This window comes from Atlanticothrix silvestris CENA357 (genome assembly GCF_016056295.1).
Taxonomy (GTDB): domain Bacteria; phylum Cyanobacteriota; class Cyanobacteriia; order Cyanobacteriales; family Nostocaceae; genus Atlanticothrix; species Atlanticothrix silvestris.
This window is the reverse complement of record NZ_JAECZB010000003.1, coordinates 1-25494: the sequence shown is the minus strand read 5'-3', so window position 1 is coordinate 25494 and position 25494 is coordinate 1. Positions and strand designations below refer to the sequence as shown.

Here is a 25494-nt window from a genome sequence, read left to right as displayed (position 1 = left end):
TATCTATGAACTCAATTAAATTAAATTTAAGATAATCTAAAATCACAAGTTACAGCTGAGCAATTAATAACTGTAATGTAGAAGCCATCGCCTCTACACTATATTTTTCTATACATCTTTCTCTAGCTTTTTTACCTCGTTCATTGGCTAAATCCAAATCCTGAAATATCAAGTTAATTTGTTTCGCAATTTGTTCGGGATCAGCAGGTTCAACCAAATAACCAGTTTCGCCTAAAATTTCGGGAATATCTCCAACTCGCGTTGATAATACAGGTTTAGCCATTGCCATCCCATCTGTCAACTTTAAAGGAAACTGTGCGCGAGCAGTCAAATTATCTCGCTGAGGAACAACTAGGACGTGAGCTGCTGCTACCACATCAGGCATAGTTTCCACCGGACATTTTGGTAACTTGATAATCCAATGCCCCCACTTTTGAATGAGGCGATCATCATAATCATCATAAGGACTACCACCTACAATTACTAATCTTAAATCTGGCTCATTCAACTGATCTAAAGCTATTAAAACATCTTCAACTCCTTTATGCGGTCGTGGTGCACCAGGAAACATCAAAACTCGATACTCAGAAAGACCATAACGCTTTCTACTTTCATCAGGGTCATATTTATGGGGATCAAACATGGCAGTATCTTTGCCATTAGGCACGTAAACTCCACCAAAACGTTCTTGAAGAAATTGAGTATCTATTGTGATCGCATTTGCACGATTTACTAAACTCTCCATCCACTTGAGATAAAGCGGATGATCGGGAAATCTTAATGCACCATCTTTTTTAAATATGTCTCTATATAATTGCTTCAAACTGGGACGATATTGCCATTTGTCACCTCCATACCAACTGAGTTCCCAGTCATCCATATCCAAAATTAAAGGACGACTGCTGCTAAATTTTTTAACTAAAGATAAACCAAAACTTGTAGGCTTAGGTTTAACTGCATAAATAATATCTCCATCTAGCTTTTTTAAAACTTTTTGAGCTGCTAGAAAAAATTCAGGATATTTTTTGCCATCAATGGAAACAATTGAGGTGTTAGCCGGAGGAATAGCATAGAGTTCTTTACCGAATAATAATCCTACAATCTCTACTTGATAATTGAGCTTGTTTAAGACTTGACCCAATAAAAATGCTCGAATTGCGCCTCCTCCAGATAAATCACTAACAACTAACGAAACTTTAGTTTTCATTATATTTACTCACTATGCCTGTAATAAATCACCTCTTATACAATTTTTGTTTGGTCTTTTAGTCCAGAAAAAGTAGAGATAATTTTTTTTAGCCGTGGCCCTCGGTATTGTTCATAAAGTAATGATTTAGGAATGATTAATCTAATGATATAAATAATTTTAATTAAAATAATATAATTGACTTTAATATTTTTATTCAACAAATAAAAAGGAGGTTTAAACATCCTTATGAGTCTATCAAAGCTCTTTTTATCTGCTTCCTTAATTGCTTCTTTAAGTAAGAAATTTATCCCAGGTTGGCAGAAAGAAATCAAATTTTTGTTTTTAGTAAAAACAGTTTCGTATAATATCGTATAATAATTTTTCATGTAATACCAATTATTAGTTCTGTTAGATTCATGTTTTGTATAAAATGCTCCTACTATTGGTGTATATACAAAATTAACACCTGCGACTAAAAGATCTAATGTAAAATCTCTATCTTGAAGAGCCTTAAGGCTTTCATCAAACATTTTTTTATTGAAAACACTTCTATGCATCAGTAGACATTGTTGGAGCAAGGGAAATGGAGAATTAGCTAAAAAATCAGGCAGCAGCAGGCGTTGTATCAATTGTTCTTGTGTTAAAGAAGAAATGATATTTGTTTCTCGTTTAATAATATTCTGATTGCTATCTAAATATACTCTTTCATAATCGCAGTAAAATATTATATTTTCCGCCGCTCCATTGCTTAAATAATTTAGTTGAAATCTGGTTTTATTTTCATGAATCCAGTCATCAGGATCTAAGCATTGAATCCACTCACCTTGAGATTTAGCAAAACCTAAATTTCTTGCAGATGAGACTCCTCCATTTTCTTTGTAAAAATACTTGACTCGTGAATCTCTACTAACTAATTTTTCACTAATTTGACGAGTATTATCAGTTGAACCATCATCTACAATCAGACACTCTAAATCAGTCAATGTTTGGTTTAAAACACTTGTAACACACTTTTCTAAATAGTTAGCTCGATTAAAGCAAGGTAAAATAAATGAAACTAATGGAGCCATAGATAGTTTAATCCTTTAACAGTTTTCATAATTGGATGAATAAATAAGCATAATTAAAATATAATTGTGGGCATTCACCTATTATTATGAATTGATTAGAGATATAATATTGGTAACTAATTTTTGATTGATGATGTGCGATCGCTCATTTTTTATTGTGAAATATTCAAAGAAAAATTAAAATACTTTTTACCTCTAAAATTAGACAACAATTTATTAAATTAGATAGTTAAAAACGAATACTTGTATCTGGAAATATTTCTTTTTAGTGGTATCTTGAAAATAGAAAACGACACAATAAATTTAACTTCATATTTGCTTTTTACCTAGAGAAATTTCACTGATAAATCAAACCAGGTTTAGCTATTTTTTATTGTACTTTAAGTGTAAGTACGGTTGTATATTATCATAGCTAAGGCTAACAGAGTACTACAACTATACTGAACAAGCCATAAATAGTTAATATAGTTAGTGCATCTAGTTTAGTTACTCACTGAAGTACACAGCTATAAAGTCATACCGAATATATACTTATAAAGGAGGCAGAAGTAATGCAGGTAATTCGTCTAGCAGTACTTTCAGACAACTACATATTCTTGCTGCACGACCCTCAACAAAATATTGCCGCTGTTGTTGATCCAGCAGAGGCTGAACCAGTACTTAAACAGCTTACACACTTACAGGCAGAGTTGGTAGCAATTTTCAACACCCACCACCATAGCGACCATGTAGGTGGTAATCGGCAGCTAATAGAACAGTTCCCCCAAGTAGTAGTTTATGGTGGAGCCGAGGATAAAGGAAGAATTCCTGGACAGCAGGTATTTTTACAACAGGGCGATCGCGTCCATTTTGGCGATCGCATAGGTGAAATTATCTTTGTTCCTGGACATACCCGCGCTCACATTGCTTACTACTTTCCTCCCAACACATCCAGTGAACCAGGCGATTTATTCTGTGGCGATACTCTGTTTGCTGGAGGTTGCGGCCGTTTGTTTGAAGGAACACCTACGCAAATGGTGGAATCCTTAAGTAAACTGCGAGCTTTACCAGATAATACTCGTGTCTGGTGTGCCCACGAATACACATTAAAAAATCTGCAATTTGCTCTCACTGTAGATAGTCAAAACACTGGCTTGCAAAGACGCTTCGATGAAGTGAAGACTTACCGCAGTCGAGGAGAAGCTACTGTTCCTTCCCTTCTGGGTGTGGAGAAAGACACCAATCCCTTTTTACGTTGGGAACAACCATCATTACAGTCCGCCGCTAAAAGTAGCGATCCAGTACAAACATTTGCCCGTATAAGGGGAATGAAAGATAAATTTTAATGAAAGGGAACGGGGAACAGGCAATAAGCAAAAGGGAGAATTAATACCGTTTCACATTCAGATTGATACAAATACTTAGTAATGGCAACAGAGAGCAGGAGGAAAGAACACTGTAGTAGCGCGGCAAGTTTAATTTGCTGGATTGAACAAAGTGAAACCCAAACATACCAAATTTCCTATGCCCTTGTGGCTGGATTTTTTTGAAAAGTACAGTTATTTGCAGGATAATCACTAAGATTTTTTCATCCAGCAGGCAAACATAACAGAGATATCAAAATAATCAGTGTTAATTTATACTATTTTCAATTTTAATAGTCGTTATACTCATTCTTAGGTTCTACCTGGGAATTAGGAAGTGGCTTCGCCACTTCTTTTTATAAGTAGGGTAGTTTAGCAAAAAAGTAATCAAAAAACTAAAAAGCAAGTGAAGTTTACTTTTTAGTTCTTTAACTTATCTTTTATTAATCGTTAGACATTTCACCTCGCCATTTTTCCTGGTTTTCTTTAATTTCTCCATTTCGCGATCGCACAAAATTCCAAGTCCCCCACGTTAGCGGCTTTTGTCTTTCCAGATGATTGATAAACTGCATAATGGATTGATCTGCCTTGAGTGGAGTTTTCAAATCAAACCGAATTGTTTGAAAAATCTTAATATCATCTTGGATAAAGTGGCTACCCACAATTTTAGTTAGCCACAGCAAAATTCGGTTGTATAACCAGCCAAAAATCCCTTTACGTTTCTTAATTATTGCCCAGGTTTGAGCTTCTGTTTTTCCCCCTTCAAGGAGACGCATGGCATACATAACGTGGATATGCAAAAAATCAACACCAATTGTCACCATGCCAATAGTGCCATACCAATAGCAAATACTACAGGTGACAGGATTTTTGTAAAAGGGACGGATAAGTTTGATCAAAAAAGAATCTTCACCACTATATGTAGTATTACTGAAAGTAATAGCATTATGATTCAGTTCCTGTTTTTCAAAAATAATTTCTGATAGCAGCTTGTGAACTGTATTGAAGTGTTGAGCATCAATGCCATTAATTGCCACGACATGAGGGTGACAATTCATCACTAGCCGAGGGCCAAAAGTAACATCACAATCCTTATGTTCTAGTTCAGGAAAAAATGGTAAAGGTTGTTGCGGAAATTCTCCAGTCCACACCCAAATCATGCCGTATTTTTCAGCAGTAGGCCATGTTTTTAACTTTAGAGGAAGCGGCTCATCCAAACAGGGGATATCAACACATATCCCTTCGCCATCAAACTTCCAACGGTGGAATATACAGCGTAGCTCATTACCCTCAACTTTACCTTCAGCAAGGTGAGCGCCCATGTGTGGACAGTAAGCATCATAAGTAACTACTCTTCTATCTTTACCACGATAGACTACTAGTTCTCTGCCCAAAAGAGTTATAGGTTTTACTTCACCCACCCGCAGATTTCGAGAAGGTATTACCCAATACCATCCCTCAATAAAACGCTCTGGGTTATTGAAAGTTTTAGGTTTACGGGATGAGATAAATGTCTGCGAATTGAAATTCATTTTTAGGGTTTCGCTTAAAGTGAAGCGGTTGATCTAGAAGTAACATGACAACTTCATAAAAACAGTTACTTTCAGTACTATGACAGTTAGCTATATAATTAATTAATAAATTTGAAAAACGTTAATTCTTGAATAAACGCTGAAAACATAATCACGACTTTGATAATTAAAAATAAAAGCAAAACCTAGTAAAATTTCTAATTAAATCAAAAATTACGATACTCATGCTAAAAAAAATTGCTAATTTCTTAGAAAAGTTAGCAATTTGATAAATATGTAATAATAGTTACAAGAATTGGGGAATCTGCCGTGTTAATTCAGAATGAAAAACTACTTTTAATTGGCCAGGTAACAGATTTGAGTGGAATCCCCATCAGGACAATCCGCTATTACGAAACTTTAGGTTTAATTCAGTCTTCAGGACGCACAGAGGGGGGCTTTCGCCAATTTTCATTTGATGTGATCACTAGGTTAGCCTTTATTAAAAGGGCACAACATCTAGGTCTGAGCCTAGAAGAAATTGGAGAGATTCTCCAGGTTTATGACCAAGGGCAACCTCCATGTGGGGATATCAAAGAAAAGCTGGAAGAAAAACTTTCACAAATTGATTACCAAATCAATCAGCTGTTAACTTTACGGTCTGAAATTGGAGAATTACTTTCTGGTTGGAAAAATAAAGGTGGTAATCAAGAAGATACAATTTGTCCGATTATCCAGCCAAGTAGTAATACCAATTCGTAATTCGTAATGACGCTCGCGGACTCGCTACCGCTGCGCTAACGTAATTCGTAATTAATAAAGAAACACCGGGCTGCCAAAACGTGATGCTCCCAATTGGTATAAAGTCTCACTGACCAAAGTGTAAAAGTAAATCTTAAGTTTGTAAGGTGCGTTAACGCAGCATAACGCACCTTTATTAATTTTGTATATTCTTGAGCTTTTAATCTTGCACTTCTACGATTCCTCTGAACATATTCATGCCACAGGTAAATTGGTATTCTCCTGATTTTAGGGGTGTAAATTCAATTGGTGTGACATGATTAAGAGCCAGATCCGAAGCAATTTGAAAGTCAGGTAGCAAAACTTTTTCTAGACAACTACTGGGGTCATTTCGCCAGAAATTGAGGCGCACAGGTTGACCTACTTTGACAACCACACGAGAAGGTTGATAACCACCGTCTACTGTGATTGTCAATTCTTGAATTCCTTGATGTGCTTCAGCTTTTTGTGCTGGTGATTTACTGAAAAGAAACCACCATAGTTCTACGCCAATTAATGCTAAACCACCGATCGCAACACCGACTTTCAACGCCAAAGGTTGCTCAACAGAGCGAAATTGGCTATTTGGTGCAGCTGATGAAGTGGGCATTGCTGCTAACGCTGCACTTGATGTAGTTCCTAAAAGCAGTCCTAAACCAGCAAGGCTTCCCCAAAGTGTTTTTTTGCTGAACATTGGTTAAACTCCTGTGCGATTATGAAGTGATTTTTGGTTGAAAATTACGCAATCTCAGAGCATTAGTCACAACAGAGACTGAAGATAAAGCCATTGCTGCTCCGGCAATAATCGGATTGAGTAACCAACCAAAAATCGGGAAAAGAATGCCAGCTGCCACAGGAATGCCGATGATGTTGTAAATAAAGGCAAAGAATAGATTTTGCTGGATATTACGAATGGTGGCGCGGCTGAGTTGAATTGCTGTGGTAATTCCTTGCAAGTCTCCAGAAATCAGGGTGATATCGCTAGCCGCGATCGCCACATCTGTTCCTGTCCCAATGGCAATTCCCACATCTGCCTGTGCTAGTGCTGGGGCATCATTAATACCATCACCTACCATCGCCACAAGGGATTTTTCCTGCTTTTTGAGCGTCCCCAGTCCTTCTTGCTGAAGGAATTGAATAATTGCTGCTTTTTGGTCTGGTCGCACTTCTGGAAAAACTCGCCCAATACCAACTTGTTGTGCGATCGCTTCCGCAGTTTTACGATTATCTCCAGTCAGCATTACTACTTCTAAACCTAACTTTTGTAATGCTTTTACCGCTGCGGCTGACGAAGGTTTGAGCGCATCGGCAATACCCATTACTCCTTCAATTTCCCCATCCACGGCAATCAAAATGACTGTTTTACCAGCGGCTTCCCAAGCGTCTTTGTATTGCTGGATTGGGTCGGTATTAATTCCCAGTTCGATCATCCAGCGTTGTGTGCCAATTTGTACAAATCGCTCTGCAACCACAGCTTGGACACCACTACCTGCGTTAGCTAGGAAGTTCTTTGCTTCTGTTAAACTGACTTCTTGGGACTGGGCATACTTAACAACCGCCTCTGCCAAAGGATGCTCAGAATTACGTTCCACCGAAGCAGCTAACTGTAAAAGCTGAATTTCATTGCGATCGGCTGTACCGTTAACAGCTACAAAATCGGTAACTGTGGGTTTACCTTGAGTCAAGGTTCCGGTTTTATCAAGCACTATAGTTTGGATTTTGTGTGCCTGTTCGAGACTTTGAGCGCCTTTAATTAAAATGCCATTTTCTGCACCTTTACCTGTCCCCACCATCACAGAAGTAGGAGTAGCTAAACCCAAAGCACAAGGACAAGCAATAATTAAGACACCTACTGTTGTAATTGTGGCGAGGGTAAAGTTACCCATAAAATTAAACCAAATTACAAAAGTGGCGATCGCAATGGCAATTACAGCGGGTACAAACCATCCTGTAACTTGATCTGCCAACCGCTGAATTGGTGCTTTGGAACCTTGAGCTTGTTGCACCAGTTTGACGATTTGAGATAGAAATGTATCTTTACCTACTCGTGTTACCCGAAACTGAAAACTACCAGTTTTGTTAATGGTTGCCCCAATAACTTCATCTCCTGGCTGCTTTTGGACTGGCAAGCTTTCACCTGTTACCATTGCTTCATCTACTGTTGAAGTGCCTGTAATCACTTCGCCATCTACGGGAATTTTTTCACCAGGACGTACTAAAATCACATCGTTAACTTGAACTTCTGCAATGGGGATATCCATTTCCACACCATCGCGGATGACTCTAGCATCTCTGGCTTGCAGTCCAATAAGTTTGCGGATAGCTTCAGAAGTTTGTCCCTTGGCACGATTTTCTAATAATCGTCCCAGTAGAATCAAAGTAATTACAGTTGCAGCTACTTCATAATACACATGAGGTTCCAAGCCTTGAGTAATAAAAAACGCCGGGAAAAGAGTAACAAACAAAGAATATAGATAAGCTGCACCTGTACCCAAAGCAATTAGTGTATCCATCGTCGCCGCACGGCGTTTAAAAGCTTTCCAGCCATTACGGTAAAAAGAACCACCACACCAAAATTGCACAGGTGTTGTCAACACCAACTGCACCCAAGAATTATGCAAAAAATGTGGAATTATGGGCAAGTTTAAGCCAGTCATCATGGGTAACGACCCTACCATCAGTAAAATACTGATTACAGCTCCTACCACTACTTTAAGAGTGAGTTCACGCTGTTCTGCTAACCTACTCGCCTTTTCAACATCATCTTCTGCTGATAGCATTTCTTCTTGGAGTACAGAAGATGAATATCCCGCAGCGTCAATGGCGGCTTGGATTTTTTCCAAGTTAGTTCGCCGTTGCTCATAACTGATGGTGGCTTGCTCTGCTCCAAAGTTAACATTGCAGTTCATTACTCCTGGAACCGAGCTAATTGCTTGTTCAATATTATTGGCGCAGGAGGCGCAACTCATACCTCGAAGTTTGAGTGTGAGAGTATCCATGATAGGTGAACCACTGTAATTGATTGAAAAAAGACAGTCATCTATAAGTTTCCTCACCCCATCCAAGTTAGGTAATCAGGAAGAATTAAGCTCATCCCACCTCTTGAACGGGTGGGATTCCGCGTTTCTGATCAGTATTTAGTTCTTTTTGCTACTGAACACTGACCACTGACACCGGACGGCAGCGGGGCTTTAAGTTGCTGGATAACCAGCAGCAGCTAAGGCATCCTTGATTGCTGTTGCTGAAGCTTGAGTATCTACACTCACAAGCTTGGTTGCAGGATCAGCTTGAACGATCGCACTAGCATCAATTGTCTTCACTGCATTAGTAATGTTGTTTGCACAAGCAGAACAAGCCATGTTAGGAACTGTGAGTTGGAGTGTCATAGATTTACGGTGTTGAATGAAAATAACTGCATCTGCTGAATTTCAGCAGTTTGCGCTTTGATAATAGCTTCAGCAAAGTTGCAAATCTGTGGTTGGGGAAACCTCTTGAGAAGCATCCACGCCATCGTCACAGACATTTAATTCTTGCTGTAAGTCGCCTTAAGTTTTATCCTAATCTCTCTAGTTAACTAGAGAGTCTATAGATATTTACAAAACTTAAACTAAATTTTAAAATTGGTTACAACTTTGACCTCAACCACAGAGGTGCATTTCAAAATAAACTTGAATGGGAAAATTGTAAAACCCTTTTTAGTTGGGTCATAAGTGAGCTTTTGTGTTGAAAGCAATGACAACTAAGCTGAGTGCTTATCTAAATTCTTACGACTTGATTTTTGAAGCTATGTTTAGGGCAGTTTCAAAAAAATAGTATTATCAGAAAATTTACCTTATAAATACAGATTCTTAACGTAATTAAATATACTAAAGCTATACTGAGTACGGTTAATAGCGAAATTTACTGCAAAAAATTAGTGCCAGGCTGTACTAAGTCATGAGTCATTCACAACTTTTTAGAAAATTAGCGCACACAATTCACATTGTTCGCTATTGTCAAAAGCATAATATTTCTACTAGCGAAGGCATTGAACGCATTTCTGCCTTTAAAGAAATGATGTCAATTCGCAAAACAAAACGGCGAGAATTTCTCGCAGATTTGGGAAAACTCACTTTAGTTGGTGGAACCATTGGTACAAGTTCTGGTTACTTTCGCCGTACCCTAGCTGCACCACCATCAGTTGATGCCAAAATAGCGATTGTCGGGGCTGGTTTGGCAGGACTCGCCTGTGGATACGAACTGCAACAAAAGGGCATTCAAGCTAGTCTTTACGAAGCAAGCGATCGCCCAGGTGGAAGGTGTTATTCTCTTGATAGCCTTTTCCCTGGTCAAGTTGTCGAGAGAGGTGGGGAATTTATCGACAACCTGCATAAAACAATGCTGGGATATGTTAAAGAATTTAAGTTAGAAGTAGAAGATTTATCCAAAGAACCTGGAGAAGTTTTTTACTACTTCAATGGTCAACGTTATGCGGAGTCAGCAGTAGTTGATGAATTTCGGAATTTTGTTGCTGCAATGAGAAACGATTTAGGCACAATCGGAGAACCTACTGCTAGCAACTTTACAAAAGCCGAACGAATATTAGATTTCATCAATCTCCAAGATTATCTTAATAGCCGGGGGGCAGGAAATTTAATTAAAAACGTAATTAAATCTGCTTACATTGGTGAATATGGTCGAGAAATAGAACAGCAAAGTAGTATTAGTTTTCTACTATTTATTCATGCAGATAAACGATCAAAGTTTCGACCTTTTGGTGTATTTAGTGATGAGCGTTATCACGTAATCGGAGGCGGGAGCAACGCGATTTGGTGAGGTCGTATCAAAAACCAGCGATCGCTAATAACTTCTTTTCAGTAAAAAAAATATTTGTTACTTAATATTGCGTATAAATACATAAAAATTTCTTGCCTGCTCTGTAATGACGACGAAAAAAGGTAAGATTCCTTTGAAATAATGTTTTCAGATAGGGAATATCTGCCTTTTATGACAAAAAATATATGTGCGACTCTTGATTTAAATAAATCAATAAGAACTTTTCAATTGAATGTTACAAAACTTTTGGATTTCGCTAATATCCCAGAATGGGATGGAAAAAACCTCAAAGAGCGAGAAGAAGAAATCAGAGTTCAGGCACTAATTTTAGCTGGAGAATGTATAGCTCTGTTATTATATAATCTTTCAACATCACCAAATTTTCTTGACTATTCTGTTGCTCAAACACAGGGATGGAGAAGCCCAAACACACAAAAGCATGGTTATAAAAAGCGACAAATAGTAACAATCGGAAATGTCGAAGTAACTTTAAACTTACCTTATGTACTTGAACAGAATCCGACAAGTAAAACATTTGATAATTCTGCACTCAAGGAGCAAAAAATCAAAACCTCAAATCAAGGATTTTGTCCGTTTTTAAAGTGGCTAGGGATGTCTGAAAGTATTACCCCTTTAGTCTGGTCAACAATTGCAAAATATGGTGCAATTTCTGGCTCGTTTGAAGCTGCACGTACAACACTAATTGATTGGGGAATAAATATTAGTCTAAAACGAATAGAACGGCTAACATATTATTTTGGTAAAATCGGGATAGATTTACGTAAAAATAAGTTAAATGACTTAGAATCTGGTACTTTATCTAACTTAAATACTCTGAAAGACCAACGTGTTGTAATCGCTGCGGACGGTGGTCGTACCCGTATTCGGATTAATAAAAAAGGAAGGCGTAAAGTAAAAACAAATCGTCATGGCTTTGTAGGCGAATGGATGGAGCCAAAATTACTAACAATTTATGTAGTAAATGAACAAGGTAAAAAAATTAAAACCTCAGCAATACCTGTTACTAATGATGGCACGTATTCTGGTTATAAAGAATTCCTCAAAATTTTAGAGATGTATTTGGTAAATTTGGGTATAAGTGAAGCCAAGCAGGTATTATTGATTGCTGATGGTGCAGACTGGATATGGATACACATTCCTCCTTTATTAAAAAAATTAAAATGCCCACTTGAAACTTATCAATTATTAGACTTTTATCATGCAGCATCACATTTACAAGATTTTGCTGATGCTGCTTTTAGCACAAATGATGAGCGACAACAATGGTTTCAAAAGGCTCGAAAAACTTTAAAAAAAGGTCAGGCACTAGATTTAATGAGAAATATGGGTGAATTTATTTTTGAGGCGAACGGAGAGCGCCTTAAAACTTTGGTACGAGAACGAAATTATATTTTAAAAGCTTACCGACGCAGGCTTTTAAACTATAACTCTGTTGCCTTGAAAAAACTTCCTCTTGGTAGTGGCGCGGTTGAAAGTTTAATTCGCCAAGTTGTTAATTTACGGATGAAAGGTAATAGTAAGTTTTGGCTTCAAGATAACGCAGAAATTATGTTGCACCTCCGTTGTCAATGGATAGCTAAAAGTTGGGATAATTTTTCTGATTCTATCTTTAATTCGTTTATCAAACCTCAAAGTGCCTGATAAATTTTATACTTCAATTCGGCATTTAATTAATTTTTTGCCATAATTGATACCAAGCATTAAAGATTTATTGCAGATATATTTGGAAATAATCGTCAAATAACTTACTAGCAATCTTTTTGAGAGATCTCATAAAGATAACTTTTCGTGCAATTACGTATGTTAATTGCAAATAAAATCACCTCATGTAGAAATGTAAGTTTTAGCGATCGCACTTTTTTGTCCGACCTCACAAAATCGCGTTGCTCCCATCGGAGGCAACCAACAAATTGTTAAAGCTTTAGAAAGCCGTCTCCAAAGACAAATTAAATATGGGAAAAAACTAATTGCGGCTAGAAAAGATAACGCAGGCAAAATCGAATTAACTTTTAACAATAGTCCTAGTGAGAAATTTGATGCTGTTGTCTTTGCGGTTCCTTTTTCAACTCTGCGAGAAGTTGATTTACAGGGACTCCAACTTCCACAATGGAAACTCGATGCAATTAAAAACTTAGTTTATGGAACCAACTCCAAATTAATGGTGGGTTTTAATAGTCGTCCTTGGGCTACTCTTGGGAGTAATGGTAGTTCTTACGCCGACCTACCTTATCTGCAAGGCACTTGGGAAACTAACCCCAGCCAAGCTACATACAACAGGGCTGTACTGACAAATTATACTGGTGGAAATTTGGGTGCAGGACTCAACTCCAAAAAACTTCAGCGGGAGGCTGCTAATTTCCTCAGTAACCTGAAATTTATCTTTCCTGGTACGGATATTGCGGCAGCAAAAATCAACAATACTGAGTTTTTAGCATATTTAGAAAATTGGTCTTTCAATCCTCTAACTAAAGGCAGTTACACCTGTAACCAACCTGGCTACTTTACAACTATTGCGGGTAACGAAGGTAAATCAGTTAATAACCTTTACTTTGCAGGAGAACACACTAATTCATTCTATGAATGGCAAGGTTTTATGGAAGGTGCTGCGATTTCGGGGATCAATGCAGCACAGCAAATTCTCCGCGATTTCAAATAGATGCGTTGTCAAAGCCTATCGTACTCCTCTAAAGAAGCAGGCTGCGCGTAGCGTCTCGTAGAGAAGGTATCGCCCCTGCAACCTCTAGCCAATTCCTTGATATCTTGGTAGAAAAACTGGGGGCAAAACCTATGGTAACAACAGCAGCAAAAGCGATTAGCTCTCAACGGGTCATATTGTCTAACATCAGCTGGCAGACCTTTGAAACCATCCTCTCAGAAATGGGGAATGATCGTGCCACTCGATTGGCTTATGACCACGGAACGCTGGAAATTATGACTCCTTTAATGCCTCATGAACATAACAAAAGACTGATTGAGAAGTTGATTGATAATTTAGCAGAAGAACTCAATCTCAACCTGAAAAGCACTGGTTCAGTAACTTGTAAGCGTCCAGACTTGCTGCGGGGTGTAGAACCCGATTCGAGTTTTTACATCCAAAATGAACCCGTGATGCGACAAAAGCAGAATCTAGACTTGACCCAAGACCCACCACCTGACTTAGTAGTTGAGGTAGACTACACCAGTGCTTCTGTTGATCGACTCTCCATATATCTTGCTTTAGGTGTTCCAGAGGTTTGGCGTTATGATGAACCTGTAATGCAGATTTACCAGTTGCGAGATGGTATATACATCCCTGGTAATGTCTCACCCACTTTTGCCAATCTACCTTTAACAACTGAAATTCCCCGTTTTCTGCAAGAAAGCCTGAAAATGGGTGAAATCCCAATGATTAACTCTTTTCGGGCGTGGATAAAACAGCAGAAAAAAGATTGACACGAAATCGTCAAAAGGATATACCATATCAAAGTCCAACATACGCAAGCCTTTATCTTATGCCTAGTGTTGAACGTGACGAAAAACGGGAACATCGTATTGAGACAGAGATCATTGTCGATACCGATAATGACAAAGAAGAACGGGCTATGGGTTGGTATTACTACCTCGACGATACTTTGAACGTTCCCTTCATGGCCAAGTGGAAGAAGAAGTCACGCAAATCGTCTGAGGTTGAGGAAAAACAAGTTGAGGTGCTAGGAATGGCACCAGATGATGAATGTTTAAAAGATATGTATCTGGAAGTGGTTTATCCAGAGGGCAATGATGAAGATGTGTTTTCTGTCAAGTTATCGGAATTAGAAGCAATTGATGCCGATAGTGAAACTCAAGAAGCGATCGCAGACTGGCACTATTGGCTGGCTAGAGGATACAAGTTCTAATGAATAATCATTTTAGGACAAATGCCGAATGATGCGGCAGGGATTACCTGCTGCCACTACATTTGCTGGGATATCTTTTACAACTACACTCCCAGCACCAATAGTAGTGTTGTCACCAATTGTGACACCTGGACAAATAATTGCACTGCCACCAATCCAGACATTATTGCCAATTTTGACTGGAGCAGCCAATTCTCTACCTGAAAGGCGGATTTTTGGTTCTACAGGATGATAAGCAGCATAAATTTGTACGTAAGGAGCGCACAAAACATGATCACCAATTTCAACTGTATTACAGTCTAAAATCACACAACCATAGTTCATATATAATCCATCGCCCACAGAAATATTGCTGCCGTAGTCGCAGTGAAATGGTGGTACAATCGATGGTTTATTCCCTATTTTTTGGAATAATTCTTGCAAAAGTTGTCTTCGTTCTTTCTGCTGTTCTTCTGTTGTCGCGTTGTATATTCGCAGAAGACGACTAGCTCGTTTGTTTTCAGCAACTAATTCAGGATCATTTGCGAGATATAACTCGCCTGCTAGCATCTTTTGTTTTTCTGTTTGTTCCATTACAAAATCTCTAAGCTTATTAAAATAAGATTTATTTTAAACAAAAAAGCAAGATATAGCGTTTCTTCATCTGGTGAGGTACAAATTTATCTGCGTGCATCTACGTTCATCTTCTTCTATCGGCGGTTAATTATTACTTGCTATACTTCACTAATGTGGAAATCGCTATAAGATTAATTTGCAATTATTTTGATAGAAAAAATCTAGATTATTAATCAGATATAACATGTAAGTTATATTCAGATAAATTGGCAAGTCAAAAATTGCAGAAAATTCGGAGTAATATGCCTTTTCGGATTTTGAGCTTAGATGGTGGCGGGATTCGGGGAGTGGTTACAGCGACCATTCTAGCCGCAATTGAACAGCGAATTAATCAACCGTTAAATCAATATTTTAACTTAATTGCGGGAACTTCTACAGGGTCACTTTTAGCAGCTGCGATCGCTAGAGGATGTCATAGCAAAGAAATCATTGATTTATACAAGCAAAAAGGTAAACTCATCTTTCCTTATCAAAGCCGTTTTTCTCTACAACGAATACCTTTAATATTAAAATATGGTTTATCTGCTCCCAAGTTTTCTGATAGCGGCTTAATTCAAGTCCTTAAAGAAGCTTTAGGTGATACAAAACTATTAGATATTACAAAACCACAATTATTAATTGTTTCTTACGACACAATTACTAGAGAACCAATCATATTTAAAAGCTGGCGACAAGATAAAGGTTATGGCGATGTGCCATTGTGGGAAGCTTGTTTATGTTCAGCATCGGCTCCAAGTTATTTTCCAGCACATAAACTAGAAAAAAGAGTAAATGGAATAGTCAAAAATGGAACGCCACAAACCATCACTTTAGATGATGATGCATCTGCGATCGAGAATATATATAACGATACTCAAATTAGAATCACCAACGGCACAGGTAACGGTCAAACTCGTACTATTAATAAGTATGCAGGAACAAATCGACTAGCTTTTTTAGATTCTTCTTGGACAAAGATACCGGATAATACCTCTACTTATTCGATTAAATGCATATACTCTGCTATTGATGGTGGCGTTGCTGCTAACAACCCCTCTAGTTGTGCTGTTGCTGAAGCTTTAAGATTAGGCTATAAAGCTGAAGAAATTACTGTTCTTTCAGTAGGAACTGGACATCGAACACGAGTAATACCATTTGAACAAGCTCAAAGTTGGGGTCTTATACAATGGGCACAGCCGTTAATTGGTATATTGTTTGATGCCTCATCAAACATTCATGAATATATTACTAATCAGATAATTCATAATCAAGCTTTACGATTACAATTCAAACTTGATCGAGAACTAATTAATAAACCCTTAAATGATGATATTGATGATGTAAGTCAAGATAATATCTGCAATTTAATTGAGGCGACAGAAGTTTATATTAATCAACCAAAAGTGCAAGTTGCATTACAGGAATTTTTACGAATTAATCAATAAAATATTTTTGGAAATTGAGTCTTAGCTATGAAAAACAGAGTTTTATTTTCAATAAATTAGGTTAAATGCACCTAGATAACTTGACTTTATGTATCATTTATTTTTTCGATCTACTTAATAGAGAACCACTAACAATTAGTAGCTTCATCAAATACGCTAAAACGGGCTTTTCCCTTCTGTTTAGCACGGTACATGGCAATATCAGCATCCCGTAGTAAACTTTCAGGTTCATGATAACCACCACAATTTAGAGCTACACCAATGCTGGCTGTAGTACATATCTGATGTCCGTTGAGGTTAAGTGACAATCCTAAGGTGTCTTGAATACGTTTAGCTACATTAATAGCGTCGGTAACGTCTCTAATATCTTCTAAAAGTACGGCAAATTCATCGCCGCCAAATCTTCCTACAGTATCACCACTGCGTACACATGATTCTAACCTGCGAGCGATCGCTACTAAAAAATCATCGCCCATTCCGTGTCCTAGGCGATCGTTAATCTCCTTGAAACCATCTAAATCTAAAAATAAAACTGCAAATTGATAATCAGTACGTCGTTTTTTACGCTCTATTGCTTGCTTGAGTCTATCTAAAAATAAAACTCGATTGGGTAAGGTTGTCAGTCCATCATAAAAAGCATTCCGCAGTAGTTGTGCTTCCATCTGCTTACGTTGAGTAATATCTTGGAAAACCAACACAGCCCCGATAATATTACCATCACTATCGCGGATGGGTGCAATATTATCTCCAATTGGTATTTCTTTGCCATTTTTTGTGACTAGCATACAGTTTTCTGGTAAATTTACCACTTCCCCTAATGCCATTGCTCTTACAGCTAAATTTTCAGTTGCTTCGTCCATATCTTTGTCAATTAAACTGACAACTTCTGTGAAGTCTCTCCCTACTGCTTCATCTTGATTCCAACCAGTAAGAGCTTCTGCCATTGGATTCATCATTTGGATGCAACCATTGGTATATGTGACGACAACTCCATAAGCCATACTATTAATAATTGCCACCATTATTTGCTTTTATTCCTGCAATTTTTTGTTGCTTTGATGCTTGTATAAAGCCATTTCTACGGCAATATGTAAGTCTGTCTCAGCAAATGGTTTGAAAATATAACTAAAAGGCTCACTAAAGGGTTTTTCATGTAATTTTATATATTCCGAATACTCGGTTAAATATAATACGGGTATTTGGAAAATCTTCTGAACAATATCTGCTACTTGTATACCATTAATTTTTCCTGATAAACAGATATCAATTAATACTAAATGTGGATGAGTATCCGCTACCTTTTTTATTGCCTCCTCGCCATAATCCAAGATTTCTCGAACATTGTATCTCAACTTCTGTAAACTATTTTTAATATTTAATGTTAGGAGATTTTCATTCTCAACAACTAGGATTTTGCTGGCGAACATGTTAAAATAACCTGTCTGCTAAGGTTAATATATTGTTTTCGGTGTCCATTCAACCTGAAAGTCAATAATCCTATGATAATCAATCTCTAATCTATCGGTGTACTTGCTTGACTAAAATGTTGCTTAATTAGCAACTATTTTGTTTTTATTAGCCGTAGTTTACACGTTTGGCTGAATTGGTAAATTAGATAATCTAGCTTATGTAGTTAATACTCACTATTTTAAAATTAAATATAATTTAAAGAGGCTAAATTCAGTAAAAACACCAGATTTAATAGCATATTGCTATCTCTAGAGAATACTTAAACTAAAAATTACTAAAAATAGCAAAGTTTACATAAATACAACAATAGATAGTATATTAATAAAGTTACTTAGTCAAAACAGCAAACAAAGATATTGGAAAAATTGAAGAGAGTTAATTTTTTATAATATTGATTCTTTTTACATTTTAATTAATTTAGATCGAAAAATTATTACAAATAATACATTCCATTTTGTATCATCAAAGCTTTGCTAAAAGTAAATAGGTACAGATCTTTTTTTCACCATCATTTATTAGTTAGTAGACGATGTCTATAACGGGCTACGCCTACGCATCACATATAATTAAGTGATGAATTGATTGTTTACTGGCATCATTGTCTCTATAAAATTTGATACAATTTACTAAAGATAAAATATTTTTGTTACTCAGTATCCTTTTACCACTAATCAAGTAACCTAGAAGTAATGCCTTCAATTATTTGGATAAAGTCATGGTTGAGCAACTCTTAATCAATGATGATGATTACTATGTGCCAGATGCCAACCAGTTAGTCACTGAAGATGATACACCTGTGGACAATTTCGCATCTGCCAAACAGCAACGCCTTTTGATTGGCTCTCTTTATAGTTCTGTAAAAAACCAGACTTTTTTAGCCGAAGCTAATGTAGGTATTTACTATACAGATCTTCAACCCCCCATTGTACCTGATGTTTTTCTCAGCTTAGATGTCCAATTACCTCAAAATTGGTGGGAGAAGCAAAACCGTTGTTATATGGTGTGGCGTTTTGGTAAAACACCAGAAGTCGTCATTGAGATTGTCTCTAACAAAGAAGGTGACGAACTGGGAAAAAAACTAAAAATTTATGAACACATGCGGGCTAGTTACTATATTGTATATGACCCAAACCAGCAACTAGGAGAGCAAGTACTACGCGTTTATGAACTAAGAGGAATGCGCTACTTTGAAACTTCAGCAACTTGGTTAGAACAAGTGGGTTTAGGTATAACCTTATGGGAAGGCGAATTTGAAGGTAGACAAGATTTTTGGTTACGCTGGTGCTACCAAGATGGAACTGTTTTGCTGACTGGAGATGAACACGCAGAACAAGAACGACAACGCGCCGAGCAAGAACGACAACGCGCTGAACAGGCTGAAGAACGTGCGCAATTACTGGCAGAAAGGCTACGAGCTATGGGTATAGATCCTGATACTCTTTAGGATACAGATGTATGAGCGCCAAAAAACTTCTTGCCTCTGAACTCATTGAGAACAGCAAAAATTCTCTACTCGCTGCCAAACCTTCTCTAATAAATTAGGATCATCCGCATCAAACCACTCAATTTGTGAATATGCTCTAAACCAAGTGCGTTGTCGTTTAGCAAATTGTCGCGTATGCAAAACTGTTAATTCTTCGGCTTCATCTAGAGAAATATTACCAGCTAAATATTGCTTAATTTCTTGATATCCCAAAGTATTCAACAAAGGTAAATTAGCACCATATTTCTGACAAAGATATTCCACCTCAGCTACTAAGCCATCTGTGAGCATTTGCTCAGTGCGCCTGTAAATACGTCGCTCTAGCTTTTCCACATCACAATCCAATCCAATTTGCAAAATAGGATAATTGGGTGGATTTTCCCCTTGCTGTTCTGAAATAGGTTTTCCCGTGATATAAAATACCTCTAAAGCTCGCAAAGTCCGCACGATGTCGTTAGCATGAATTTTTTGTGCAGCAACGGTATCAACTTGTTGTAAGATTCCATAGAGCGTGCTTTGACCAAGAGATTCCAGTTGCGATCGCAGTTGTTTATCTGGTGCAACTCTGGGGATTTTCATGCCTTGAACAATAGAACGTATGTATAAACCAGTGCCACCAACTAGTAACAATGGCGAAACACCAAGGGAAGCAACTAAACTTTGTGCTTGTTCTTGATAATCCGCTACCGTCATTGTGTCTGTTGGATTGCAGATATCTATTAAATAATGTGGTAATAATTTTTGTTCTATCAATGTTGGCTTTGCTGTACCAATATCAAACTCGCGGTAAACCTGACGAGAATCTGCACTGAGAATTACAGAACCGAGGCGCATCGCTAACTTCAAAGCCAACCCAGACTTACCTGTTGCTGTTGCTCCACAAATCACAATCAATTTAGTCATTAGTCAGTTGTCAGTTGTCAATAGTCAGTTGTCAATAGTCAGTTGTCATTAATTATTTTCGCCTTGTTTACTTGTCTCACATAATAGTTAAATCTCTTGAATAAACTTCTGATAAAAATGCCCTAGAGTCGCTTGTAAGGCTTTTGTGTTAAAATCTTGAAGCTTTTTGGCATTTTTTTGACTAGAGACGGTTTGAAACCCACTGTTCATAACAATTTTTATGACAAGCAGTTACAATATCAGCCAAATTCTCATTTTAGAAGCTATTCATAAGTGATCGGAGATTCACATTGCGAATAATATAGTATTTATACTTAACTGAGAAACTAGCTTAAAATTGAGGCAATTCATTCCAAAAACTTATGGGGTTGTATCCCCTACGTAAACTTCTCATAAAATTGACCTAAAGTCGCCAGTAAGGCTTTTGTGTTAGAATTTTGGTATGTTTTGACTTTTTGCCTTTGGGCGACTTCAACCCCACGCATCAGGAGAATTTTCATGACGAGCAGTTACAGTGCCGATCAGATTCAAGTTCTGGAAGGTCTGGAAGCCGTCCGCAAACGACCAGGGATGTACATAGGTACTACTGGGCCGCGAGGACTCCACCATTTAGTTTATGAGGTAGTAGATAACTCTATTGATGAAGCTTTAGCGGGTCACTGCACTCATATAGAGGTGGATATCAATGCTGATGGTTCCGTGACTGTAACAGATGATGGTCGGGGGATTCCTACCGATACTCACTCGCGAACGGGGAAATCGGCCTTAGAAACCGTGTTAACCGTGTTGCATGCCGGAGGAAAGTTTGGCGGCGGCGGTTACAAAGTTTCTGGAGGATTGCACGGGGTTGGTATTTCTGTAGTTAACGCCCTATCTGAGGTGGTGGAAGTCACGGTTTGGCGAGATCAAAAAGTTCATGTCCAGCGTTATGAACGAGGTTTGCCAGTTACCGAACTGCAAGTCAAACCTGAAAAAGAGGGGAGAACCGGAACTTCTGTAAGATTCAAGCCAGATACTCAAATCTTTACTAATGGCATTGAATTTGATTACATCACTTTATCAGGTCGCCTGCGGGAGTTGGCATACCTAAACGCAGGTGTCAAAATTACCTTTACCGACCACCGTTTAGAACTGCTGAAAAGTGACACACCCAAGGTAGAAACCTACGAATACAAGGGTGGTATCAAAGAGTATATTGCCTACATGAACCGTGAGAAGCAACCGCTGCACGAAGAAATTATTTATGTGCAGGGGGAACGCAACAACGTACAAGTGGAAGTATCCTTGCAATGGTGTACTGATGCTTACACAGACAATGTGTTGGGTTTTGCCAATAATATTCGCACCGTTGATGGTGGTACACACTTAGAAGGTTTGAAAGCGGTTCTGACTCGCACATTAAATGCGATCGCCCGTAAGCGCAATAAAATTAAAGAAAGTGAATCCAATCTCAGTGGTGAACATGTCCGCGAAGGTTTGACAGCGGTGATTTCTGTCAAAGTCCCAGATCCGGAATTTGAAGGACAAACTAAAACCAAACTCGGTAACACCGAAGTCCGGGGTATTGTTGACTCTCTAGTAGGAGAAGTTCTAACTGAGTACTTAGAATTTCGCCCTAGCATAGCAGACTCCATCTTAGATAAAGCTATCCAAGCCTTTAAAGCCGCAGAAGCAGCCCGTCATGCACGGGAATTGGTACGGCGTAAATCCGTGCTGGAATCTTCGCCATTACCTGGTAAATTGGCAGATTGCAGTTCTCGTGACCCCAGCGAATCGGAAATTTATATTGTGGAAGGTGATTCCGCAGGTGGTAGTGCCAAACAAGGACGCGATCGCCGCACTCAAGCAATCCTGCCCCTACGTGGTAAAATTCTCAACATTGAGAAAACTGACGATGCCAAGATTTATAAAAACAACGAAGTCCAATCCTTAATTACTGCCCTTGGCTTGGGTGTAAAAGGCGAGGAATTTGACGCGTCTCAACTGCGCTATCACCGGATCGTGATCATGACTGATGCTGATGTGGATGGGGCGCACATCCGTACATTGTTGTTAACTTTCTTCTATCGGTATCAGCGATCGCTCATCGAACAAGGCTTCATCTACATTGCCTGTCCCCCACTATACAAATTAGAACGAGGACGCAGTGAGCCAAAATATTGTTATAGCGATCGTGAACTGCAACAGGAAATAGCCAAGTTTCCCAGCAACGCCAACTACAACGTCCAACGCTTCAAAGGTTTGGGTGAAATGATGCCAACACAACTCTGGGAAACTACAATGAATCCAGAAACCCGCACCCTTAAGCTAGTGGAAATTGAGGATGCAGCCGAAGCTGATCGCATTTTTACAATTTTAATGGGCGATCGCGTCGCACCTAGACGCGAATTTATTGAAACCTATGGCTCTAAACTCAATTTCATTGATCTAGATATCTAATATCAAGTTAGTATCAATATACTTTGATATGTAGTGAACCTAGTAATGGGTAGTTGGTAGAAATGAAAAAAGCAGGGGAGCAGGGGAGCAGGGAGCAGGGGAGAAAAACCACCCACAAGGGGGAGCCAGTCTCGTGGGCGGGTTCCCCGACTTGAGTGAAGTGGCATCAAGGTTTGTACCTTTCCCCCTGCCCCCTGCCTCTTATCAATGCGCCATTGTCGGAAGTAATGATACACCGTTTTCCATTTAGGAAAATCGTTTGGGAGCATTTGCCACGCACAACCTGCACACAAAATGTACATGATTGCGTTAACGATCGCCTGCATATCGACACTTTGTTTGCGACCTCCAGTTTTTGGCTGTGGAATCAGGCTTGATAATAGTTCCCATTGCTCACTAGTCAGATTACTTGGGTACGATGGACTCATAGCTCTCGTAACGCTGTCATACTTAAGTACTTTTTCTACTGACAGGATACCGTTATGTGAGCTTTCTGACTTTTCAGACATCCTCTAATCTTGATTCTCGCTGTGCATTAAAATTGGCTTCGGTTGAAATATGTAAATTGAATGTCAATTAGTTGATTTATTTAATCTGCAAACCCGCCTGAATTAAATCAAAATTTTGGGGAAAATTGGTACTGCGATCGCAGTCTGCTTTTTCTAAATTTGCTCCTTGGAGATTTGCTTGGCGGAGATTGGCTGACATCAACAATGCTCCCCTCAAATCAGCATTCCTCAGGTCAGCTTGACTAAGATCCGCAAAGCTGAGGTCAGTTCCCCTGAGATTAGCACCACTTAAGTTAGCCTCACTCAAATCGGCATAACTCAAGTCAGAACCTTTCAGGTTTAAGCCTTGCAAATCGGCATTACCTAGTTCCGCTTTACTAAAATCTCGTATCCCCGCAGCGTAATTCTCTATGAGAGCAGCCACCGTATTGATGGGCTGTTGAGCATTTAATTCAGACATATAACAGCCTCACAGGTTGTCTCGTCAATTTGGTTATGTGCCATCACACAAATAATCATAAAACCGCCGATGCACAAAATTGAGACAGAACCAATATAAATTTGTCCAATGATAAACATAGTTCTTTGCAGAAATTTTCTATTTCCTCACAAGTTCCTCAAACTTTTCTCCTAGGTTCAAACATGGAGCTAGTGAAGTTGATCGCACTTGTTAAATTTACAGTTTCATAAAAATACTTCAGGAGGGCAAATTCATGCCATCCCTTAATTTATTAGCTGTTTTTAATCCATCCAACTACTGGCGAAAGAGCTACATCACCATATCTTGGCAAGCGATCGCCCAACAATTTCCAATTCCACCAGAGGAACTAGTATTAAGCGAACTGCGCGATCTTGCACATACACCAATCAGCTCTCAAGTAGACATAATTGACCCAGAAGATCCTTCCCGTGATACTCTCACTTTTTTTCTGGCAAATCCAATTCCACCGGGCTCCCCAGATGATGTCCTCGCCTCAGCTTTAATTCGATTAGAGCAAGGCAAGGCTATCCCAAAAAAACTGGGTGAACCATCTTTGGAAGTTATTTATGGAAGTGATGGACGGGAGCGCGGTGTCAGACTTGTCAATAATCGGTTGATTGTTTGGTTCAATTTAATACCTGCACCCGAAGATGACGAACGGAACTGGTTTTCTGGTTCAGCGACAAGTGTACAGCTTGACCACCAAGAAATTCTCGATCCTTTTTTAGCAGCAATGGGTGAATGGTTGGGACAAGATCCAGAAAAGCGTTGTATGCAGGTAAGTGAACTACAATTACCTGGGTCTTCCTATCCTAAATCGCCTTATTATCAAGTCTCTCTGTTCAATCATGCTTATCGGCTAGTTGCCCAATCTAGTGGCCCTGTGCGAGCTAGCATTACCATTGCCTCAGAACCCTTTGATTATATTGGTGCAGATCCAGTTACAGGTCATAACCGGCATTTAGTATGTGAACTTTATCGGGTCATTAGTTTGTACGCTGGTGCAGATTACCTTATTGAAGAACTATTTGTGAAAGGTAAACCCAAAAAATCAGCAGAAAGAATTGGCGATGCTCAAGAAGTTGTTAATATCCCCGTGGGACTGCATTACTTTGCCCATATAAATATGGGACAAACAGAGGATATTCAACAGGTATTCCCTGTACCCGATTGGTTTGCTGTCGGCTCTACTGCACCACCCTACGCTGCTTATGGCTTGGCGACAAATTTGCACATAGACGCGATCGCCCATCCCCATGAAGGCAATCCCAGTTGTTTCTCTTGGCAATTGTTACCTGGTCAGTCGGCAAAGTGTATGCATACCTTCATGCGTGGTCAACCAGAGGGTTTTGATGCGCGGGTAGGTCATCTTTGGTACGAGTTAATTCACCAGCCTCTAAGGGCAGAAATTTATCAGGATGCTGAGATTAAAACTTCTGATGGGTATGACAAATTAGTTACTGCTTGAGGCAATAGGCAATAGGCAACAGGGGGAGCAAGAAGAGGGGGGAAAAGGTTAAAGGGTAAAGGATGAAGAAACAAACCCTTTACCCCTTCCCCTTTCCC

22 protein-coding genes and 1 pseudogene are annotated in these 25494 nt (G+C 38.7%); 11 read left to right on the top strand and 12 right to left on the bottom strand.

Annotated features, from left to right (window positions below; translation table 11 throughout):
• Nucleotides 1-49: 49 nt before the first annotated feature.
• Together I8751_RS02295 and I8751_RS02290 are read right to left on the bottom strand one after the other, a co-directional pair.
• Nucleotides 50-1207 (bottom strand): glycosyltransferase family 4 protein, encoded by a 1158-nt coding sequence (locus I8751_RS02295; RefSeq protein ID WP_214437548.1) that lies wholly within the window; start codon nucleotides 1205-1207, stop codon nucleotides 50-52.
• Between the two features lie 35 nt (nucleotides 1208-1242).
• The gene (locus I8751_RS02290) at nucleotides 1243-2259 is read right to left on the bottom strand and encodes a glycosyltransferase family 2 protein (RefSeq protein WP_214437547.1); all 1017 of its coding nucleotides are present in this window, start codon (nucleotides 2257-2259) and stop codon (nucleotides 1243-1245) included.
• Between the two features lie 551 nt (nucleotides 2260-2810).
• On the opposite strand from I8751_RS02290, the gene gloB reads away from it, so the two are divergent.
• The gene (gene gloB, locus I8751_RS02285; RefSeq protein WP_214437546.1) at nucleotides 2811-3584 is read left to right on the top strand and encodes a hydroxyacylglutathione hydrolase; all 774 of its coding nucleotides are present in this window, start codon (nucleotides 2811-2813) and stop codon (nucleotides 3582-3584) included.
• A gap of 461 nt (nucleotides 3585-4045) precedes the next feature.
• Here the strand turns inward: gloB and I8751_RS02280 are convergent, their stop codons facing one another.
• Entirely contained in the window at nucleotides 4046-5134 is a 1089-nt protein-coding gene (locus tag I8751_RS02280; RefSeq protein ID WP_214437545.1) for an aromatic ring-hydroxylating dioxygenase subunit alpha, read from the bottom strand.
• 309 nt (nucleotides 5135-5443) lie between these two features.
• Here I8751_RS02280 and I8751_RS02275 point away from each other — a divergent pair, with 309 nt between their 5' ends.
• A complete protein-coding gene (locus I8751_RS02275; protein ID WP_214437544.1) occupies nucleotides 5444-5875 on the top strand; it encodes a heavy metal-responsive transcriptional regulator in 432 nt (143 codons plus the stop codon).
• A gap of 199 nt (nucleotides 5876-6074) precedes the next feature.
• Here the strand turns inward: I8751_RS02275 and I8751_RS02270 are convergent, their stop codons facing one another.
• The 4 genes from I8751_RS02270 to I8751_RS30320 form a co-directional block, all read right to left on the bottom strand.
• The gene (locus I8751_RS02270; RefSeq protein WP_214437543.1) at nucleotides 6075-6587 is read right to left on the bottom strand and encodes a cupredoxin domain-containing protein; all 513 of its coding nucleotides are present in this window, start codon (nucleotides 6585-6587) and stop codon (nucleotides 6075-6077) included.
• Between the two features lie 19 nt (nucleotides 6588-6606).
• Nucleotides 6607-8892, bottom strand: coding sequence for a heavy metal translocating P-type ATPase (locus I8751_RS02265; protein WP_214437542.1), 2286 nt, complete (start codon nucleotides 8890-8892; stop codon nucleotides 6607-6609).
• 192 nt (nucleotides 8893-9084) lie between these two features.
• A complete protein-coding gene (locus tag I8751_RS02260) occupies nucleotides 9085-9279 on the bottom strand; it encodes a heavy-metal-associated domain-containing protein (RefSeq protein ID WP_214437541.1) in 195 nt (64 codons plus the stop codon).
• Nucleotides 9276-9404 (bottom strand): hypothetical protein, encoded by a 129-nt coding sequence (locus tag I8751_RS30320; RefSeq protein ID WP_404800413.1) that lies wholly within the window; start codon nucleotides 9402-9404, stop codon nucleotides 9276-9278. Before I8751_RS30320 ends, I8751_RS02260 begins: the two co-directional genes overlap by 4 nt.
• 425 nt (nucleotides 9405-9829) lie before the next feature.
• Between I8751_RS30320 and I8751_RS02250 the strand changes: the two genes are divergently transcribed.
• The 5 genes from I8751_RS02250 (at nucleotide 9830) to I8751_RS02230 (ending at nucleotide 14604) form a co-directional block, all read left to right on the top strand.
• Nucleotides 9830-10708, top strand: a complete 879-nt coding sequence (locus I8751_RS02250; protein WP_214437539.1) for a flavin monoamine oxidase family protein — start codon at nucleotides 9830-9832, stop codon at nucleotides 10706-10708.
• 171 nt (nucleotides 10709-10879) lie between these two features.
• On the top strand, nucleotides 10880-12370 hold the full coding sequence (locus I8751_RS02245; RefSeq protein ID WP_214437538.1) for an ISLre2 family transposase: 1491 nt from the start codon (nucleotides 10880-10882) through the stop codon (nucleotides 12368-12370).
• A gap of 208 nt (nucleotides 12371-12578) precedes the next feature.
• On the top strand, nucleotides 12579-13385 hold the full coding sequence (locus I8751_RS02240) for a flavin monoamine oxidase family protein (RefSeq protein WP_214437684.1): 807 nt from the start codon (nucleotides 12579-12581) through the stop codon (nucleotides 13383-13385).
• Between the two features lie 131 nt (nucleotides 13386-13516).
• Entirely contained in the window at nucleotides 13517-14161 is a 645-nt protein-coding gene (locus tag I8751_RS02235) for a Uma2 family endonuclease (RefSeq protein WP_214437537.1), read from the top strand.
• 59 nt (nucleotides 14162-14220) lie between these two features.
• Nucleotides 14221-14604: a calcium-binding protein gene (locus I8751_RS02230; RefSeq protein WP_214437536.1), complete on the top strand. Its 384-nt coding sequence runs from the start codon at nucleotides 14221-14223 to the stop codon at nucleotides 14602-14604.
• A 12-nt stretch (nucleotides 14605-14616) separates the two neighbouring features.
• On the opposite strand, the gene I8751_RS02225 is transcribed toward I8751_RS02230, so the two are convergent.
• Nucleotides 14617-15177 (bottom strand): sugar O-acetyltransferase, encoded by a 561-nt coding sequence (locus tag I8751_RS02225; protein ID WP_214437535.1) that lies wholly within the window; start codon nucleotides 15175-15177, stop codon nucleotides 14617-14619.
• A 248-nt stretch (nucleotides 15178-15425) separates the two neighbouring features.
• Here I8751_RS02225 and I8751_RS02220 point away from each other — a divergent pair, with 248 nt between their 5' ends.
• On the top strand, nucleotides 15426-16643 hold the full coding sequence (locus tag I8751_RS02220) for a patatin-like phospholipase family protein (RefSeq protein WP_318780280.1): 1218 nt from the start codon (nucleotides 15426-15428) through the stop codon (nucleotides 16641-16643).
• Between the two features lie 128 nt (nucleotides 16644-16771).
• Here the strand turns inward: I8751_RS02220 and I8751_RS02215 are convergent.
• Nucleotides 16772-18070, bottom strand: a pseudogene (locus I8751_RS02215) (diguanylate cyclase domain-containing protein).
• A gap of 758 nt (nucleotides 18071-18828) precedes the next feature.
• Between I8751_RS02215 and I8751_RS02210 the strand changes: the two are divergent.
• Nucleotides 18829-19557 (top strand): Uma2 family endonuclease, encoded by a 729-nt coding sequence (locus I8751_RS02210; protein ID WP_214437534.1) that lies wholly within the window; start codon nucleotides 18829-18831, stop codon nucleotides 19555-19557.
• A 42-nt stretch (nucleotides 19558-19599) separates the two neighbouring features.
• On the opposite strand, the gene miaA is transcribed toward I8751_RS02210, so the two are convergent.
• Nucleotides 19600-20499 (bottom strand): tRNA (adenosine(37)-N6)-dimethylallyltransferase MiaA, encoded by a 900-nt coding sequence (gene miaA, locus I8751_RS02205; RefSeq protein ID WP_214437533.1) that lies wholly within the window; start codon nucleotides 20497-20499, stop codon nucleotides 19600-19602.
• A 498-nt stretch (nucleotides 20500-20997) separates the two neighbouring features.
• On the opposite strand from miaA, the gene gyrB reads away from it, so the two are divergent.
• A complete protein-coding gene (gene gyrB, locus I8751_RS02200) occupies nucleotides 20998-22938 on the top strand; it encodes a DNA topoisomerase (ATP-hydrolyzing) subunit B (RefSeq protein WP_214437532.1) in 1941 nt (646 codons plus the stop codon).
• A gap of 2 nt (nucleotides 22939-22940) precedes the next feature.
• Here the strand turns inward: gyrB and I8751_RS02195 are convergent, their stop codons facing one another.
• Together I8751_RS02195 and I8751_RS02190 are read right to left on the bottom strand one after the other, a co-directional pair.
• Nucleotides 22941-23366, bottom strand: a complete 426-nt coding sequence (locus I8751_RS02195; protein WP_214437531.1) for a transposase — start codon at nucleotides 23364-23366, stop codon at nucleotides 22941-22943.
• A gap of 157 nt (nucleotides 23367-23523) precedes the next feature.
• Nucleotides 23524-23907 (bottom strand): pentapeptide repeat-containing protein, encoded by a 384-nt coding sequence (locus I8751_RS02190; protein ID WP_214437530.1) that lies wholly within the window; start codon nucleotides 23905-23907, stop codon nucleotides 23524-23526.
• 253 nt (nucleotides 23908-24160) lie between these two features.
• Between I8751_RS02190 and I8751_RS02185 the strand changes: the two genes are divergently transcribed.
• Nucleotides 24161-25396, top strand: coding sequence for a hypothetical protein (locus I8751_RS02185; RefSeq protein WP_214437529.1), 1236 nt, complete (start codon nucleotides 24161-24163; stop codon nucleotides 25394-25396).
• Nucleotides 25397-25494 lie beyond the last annotated feature (98 nt).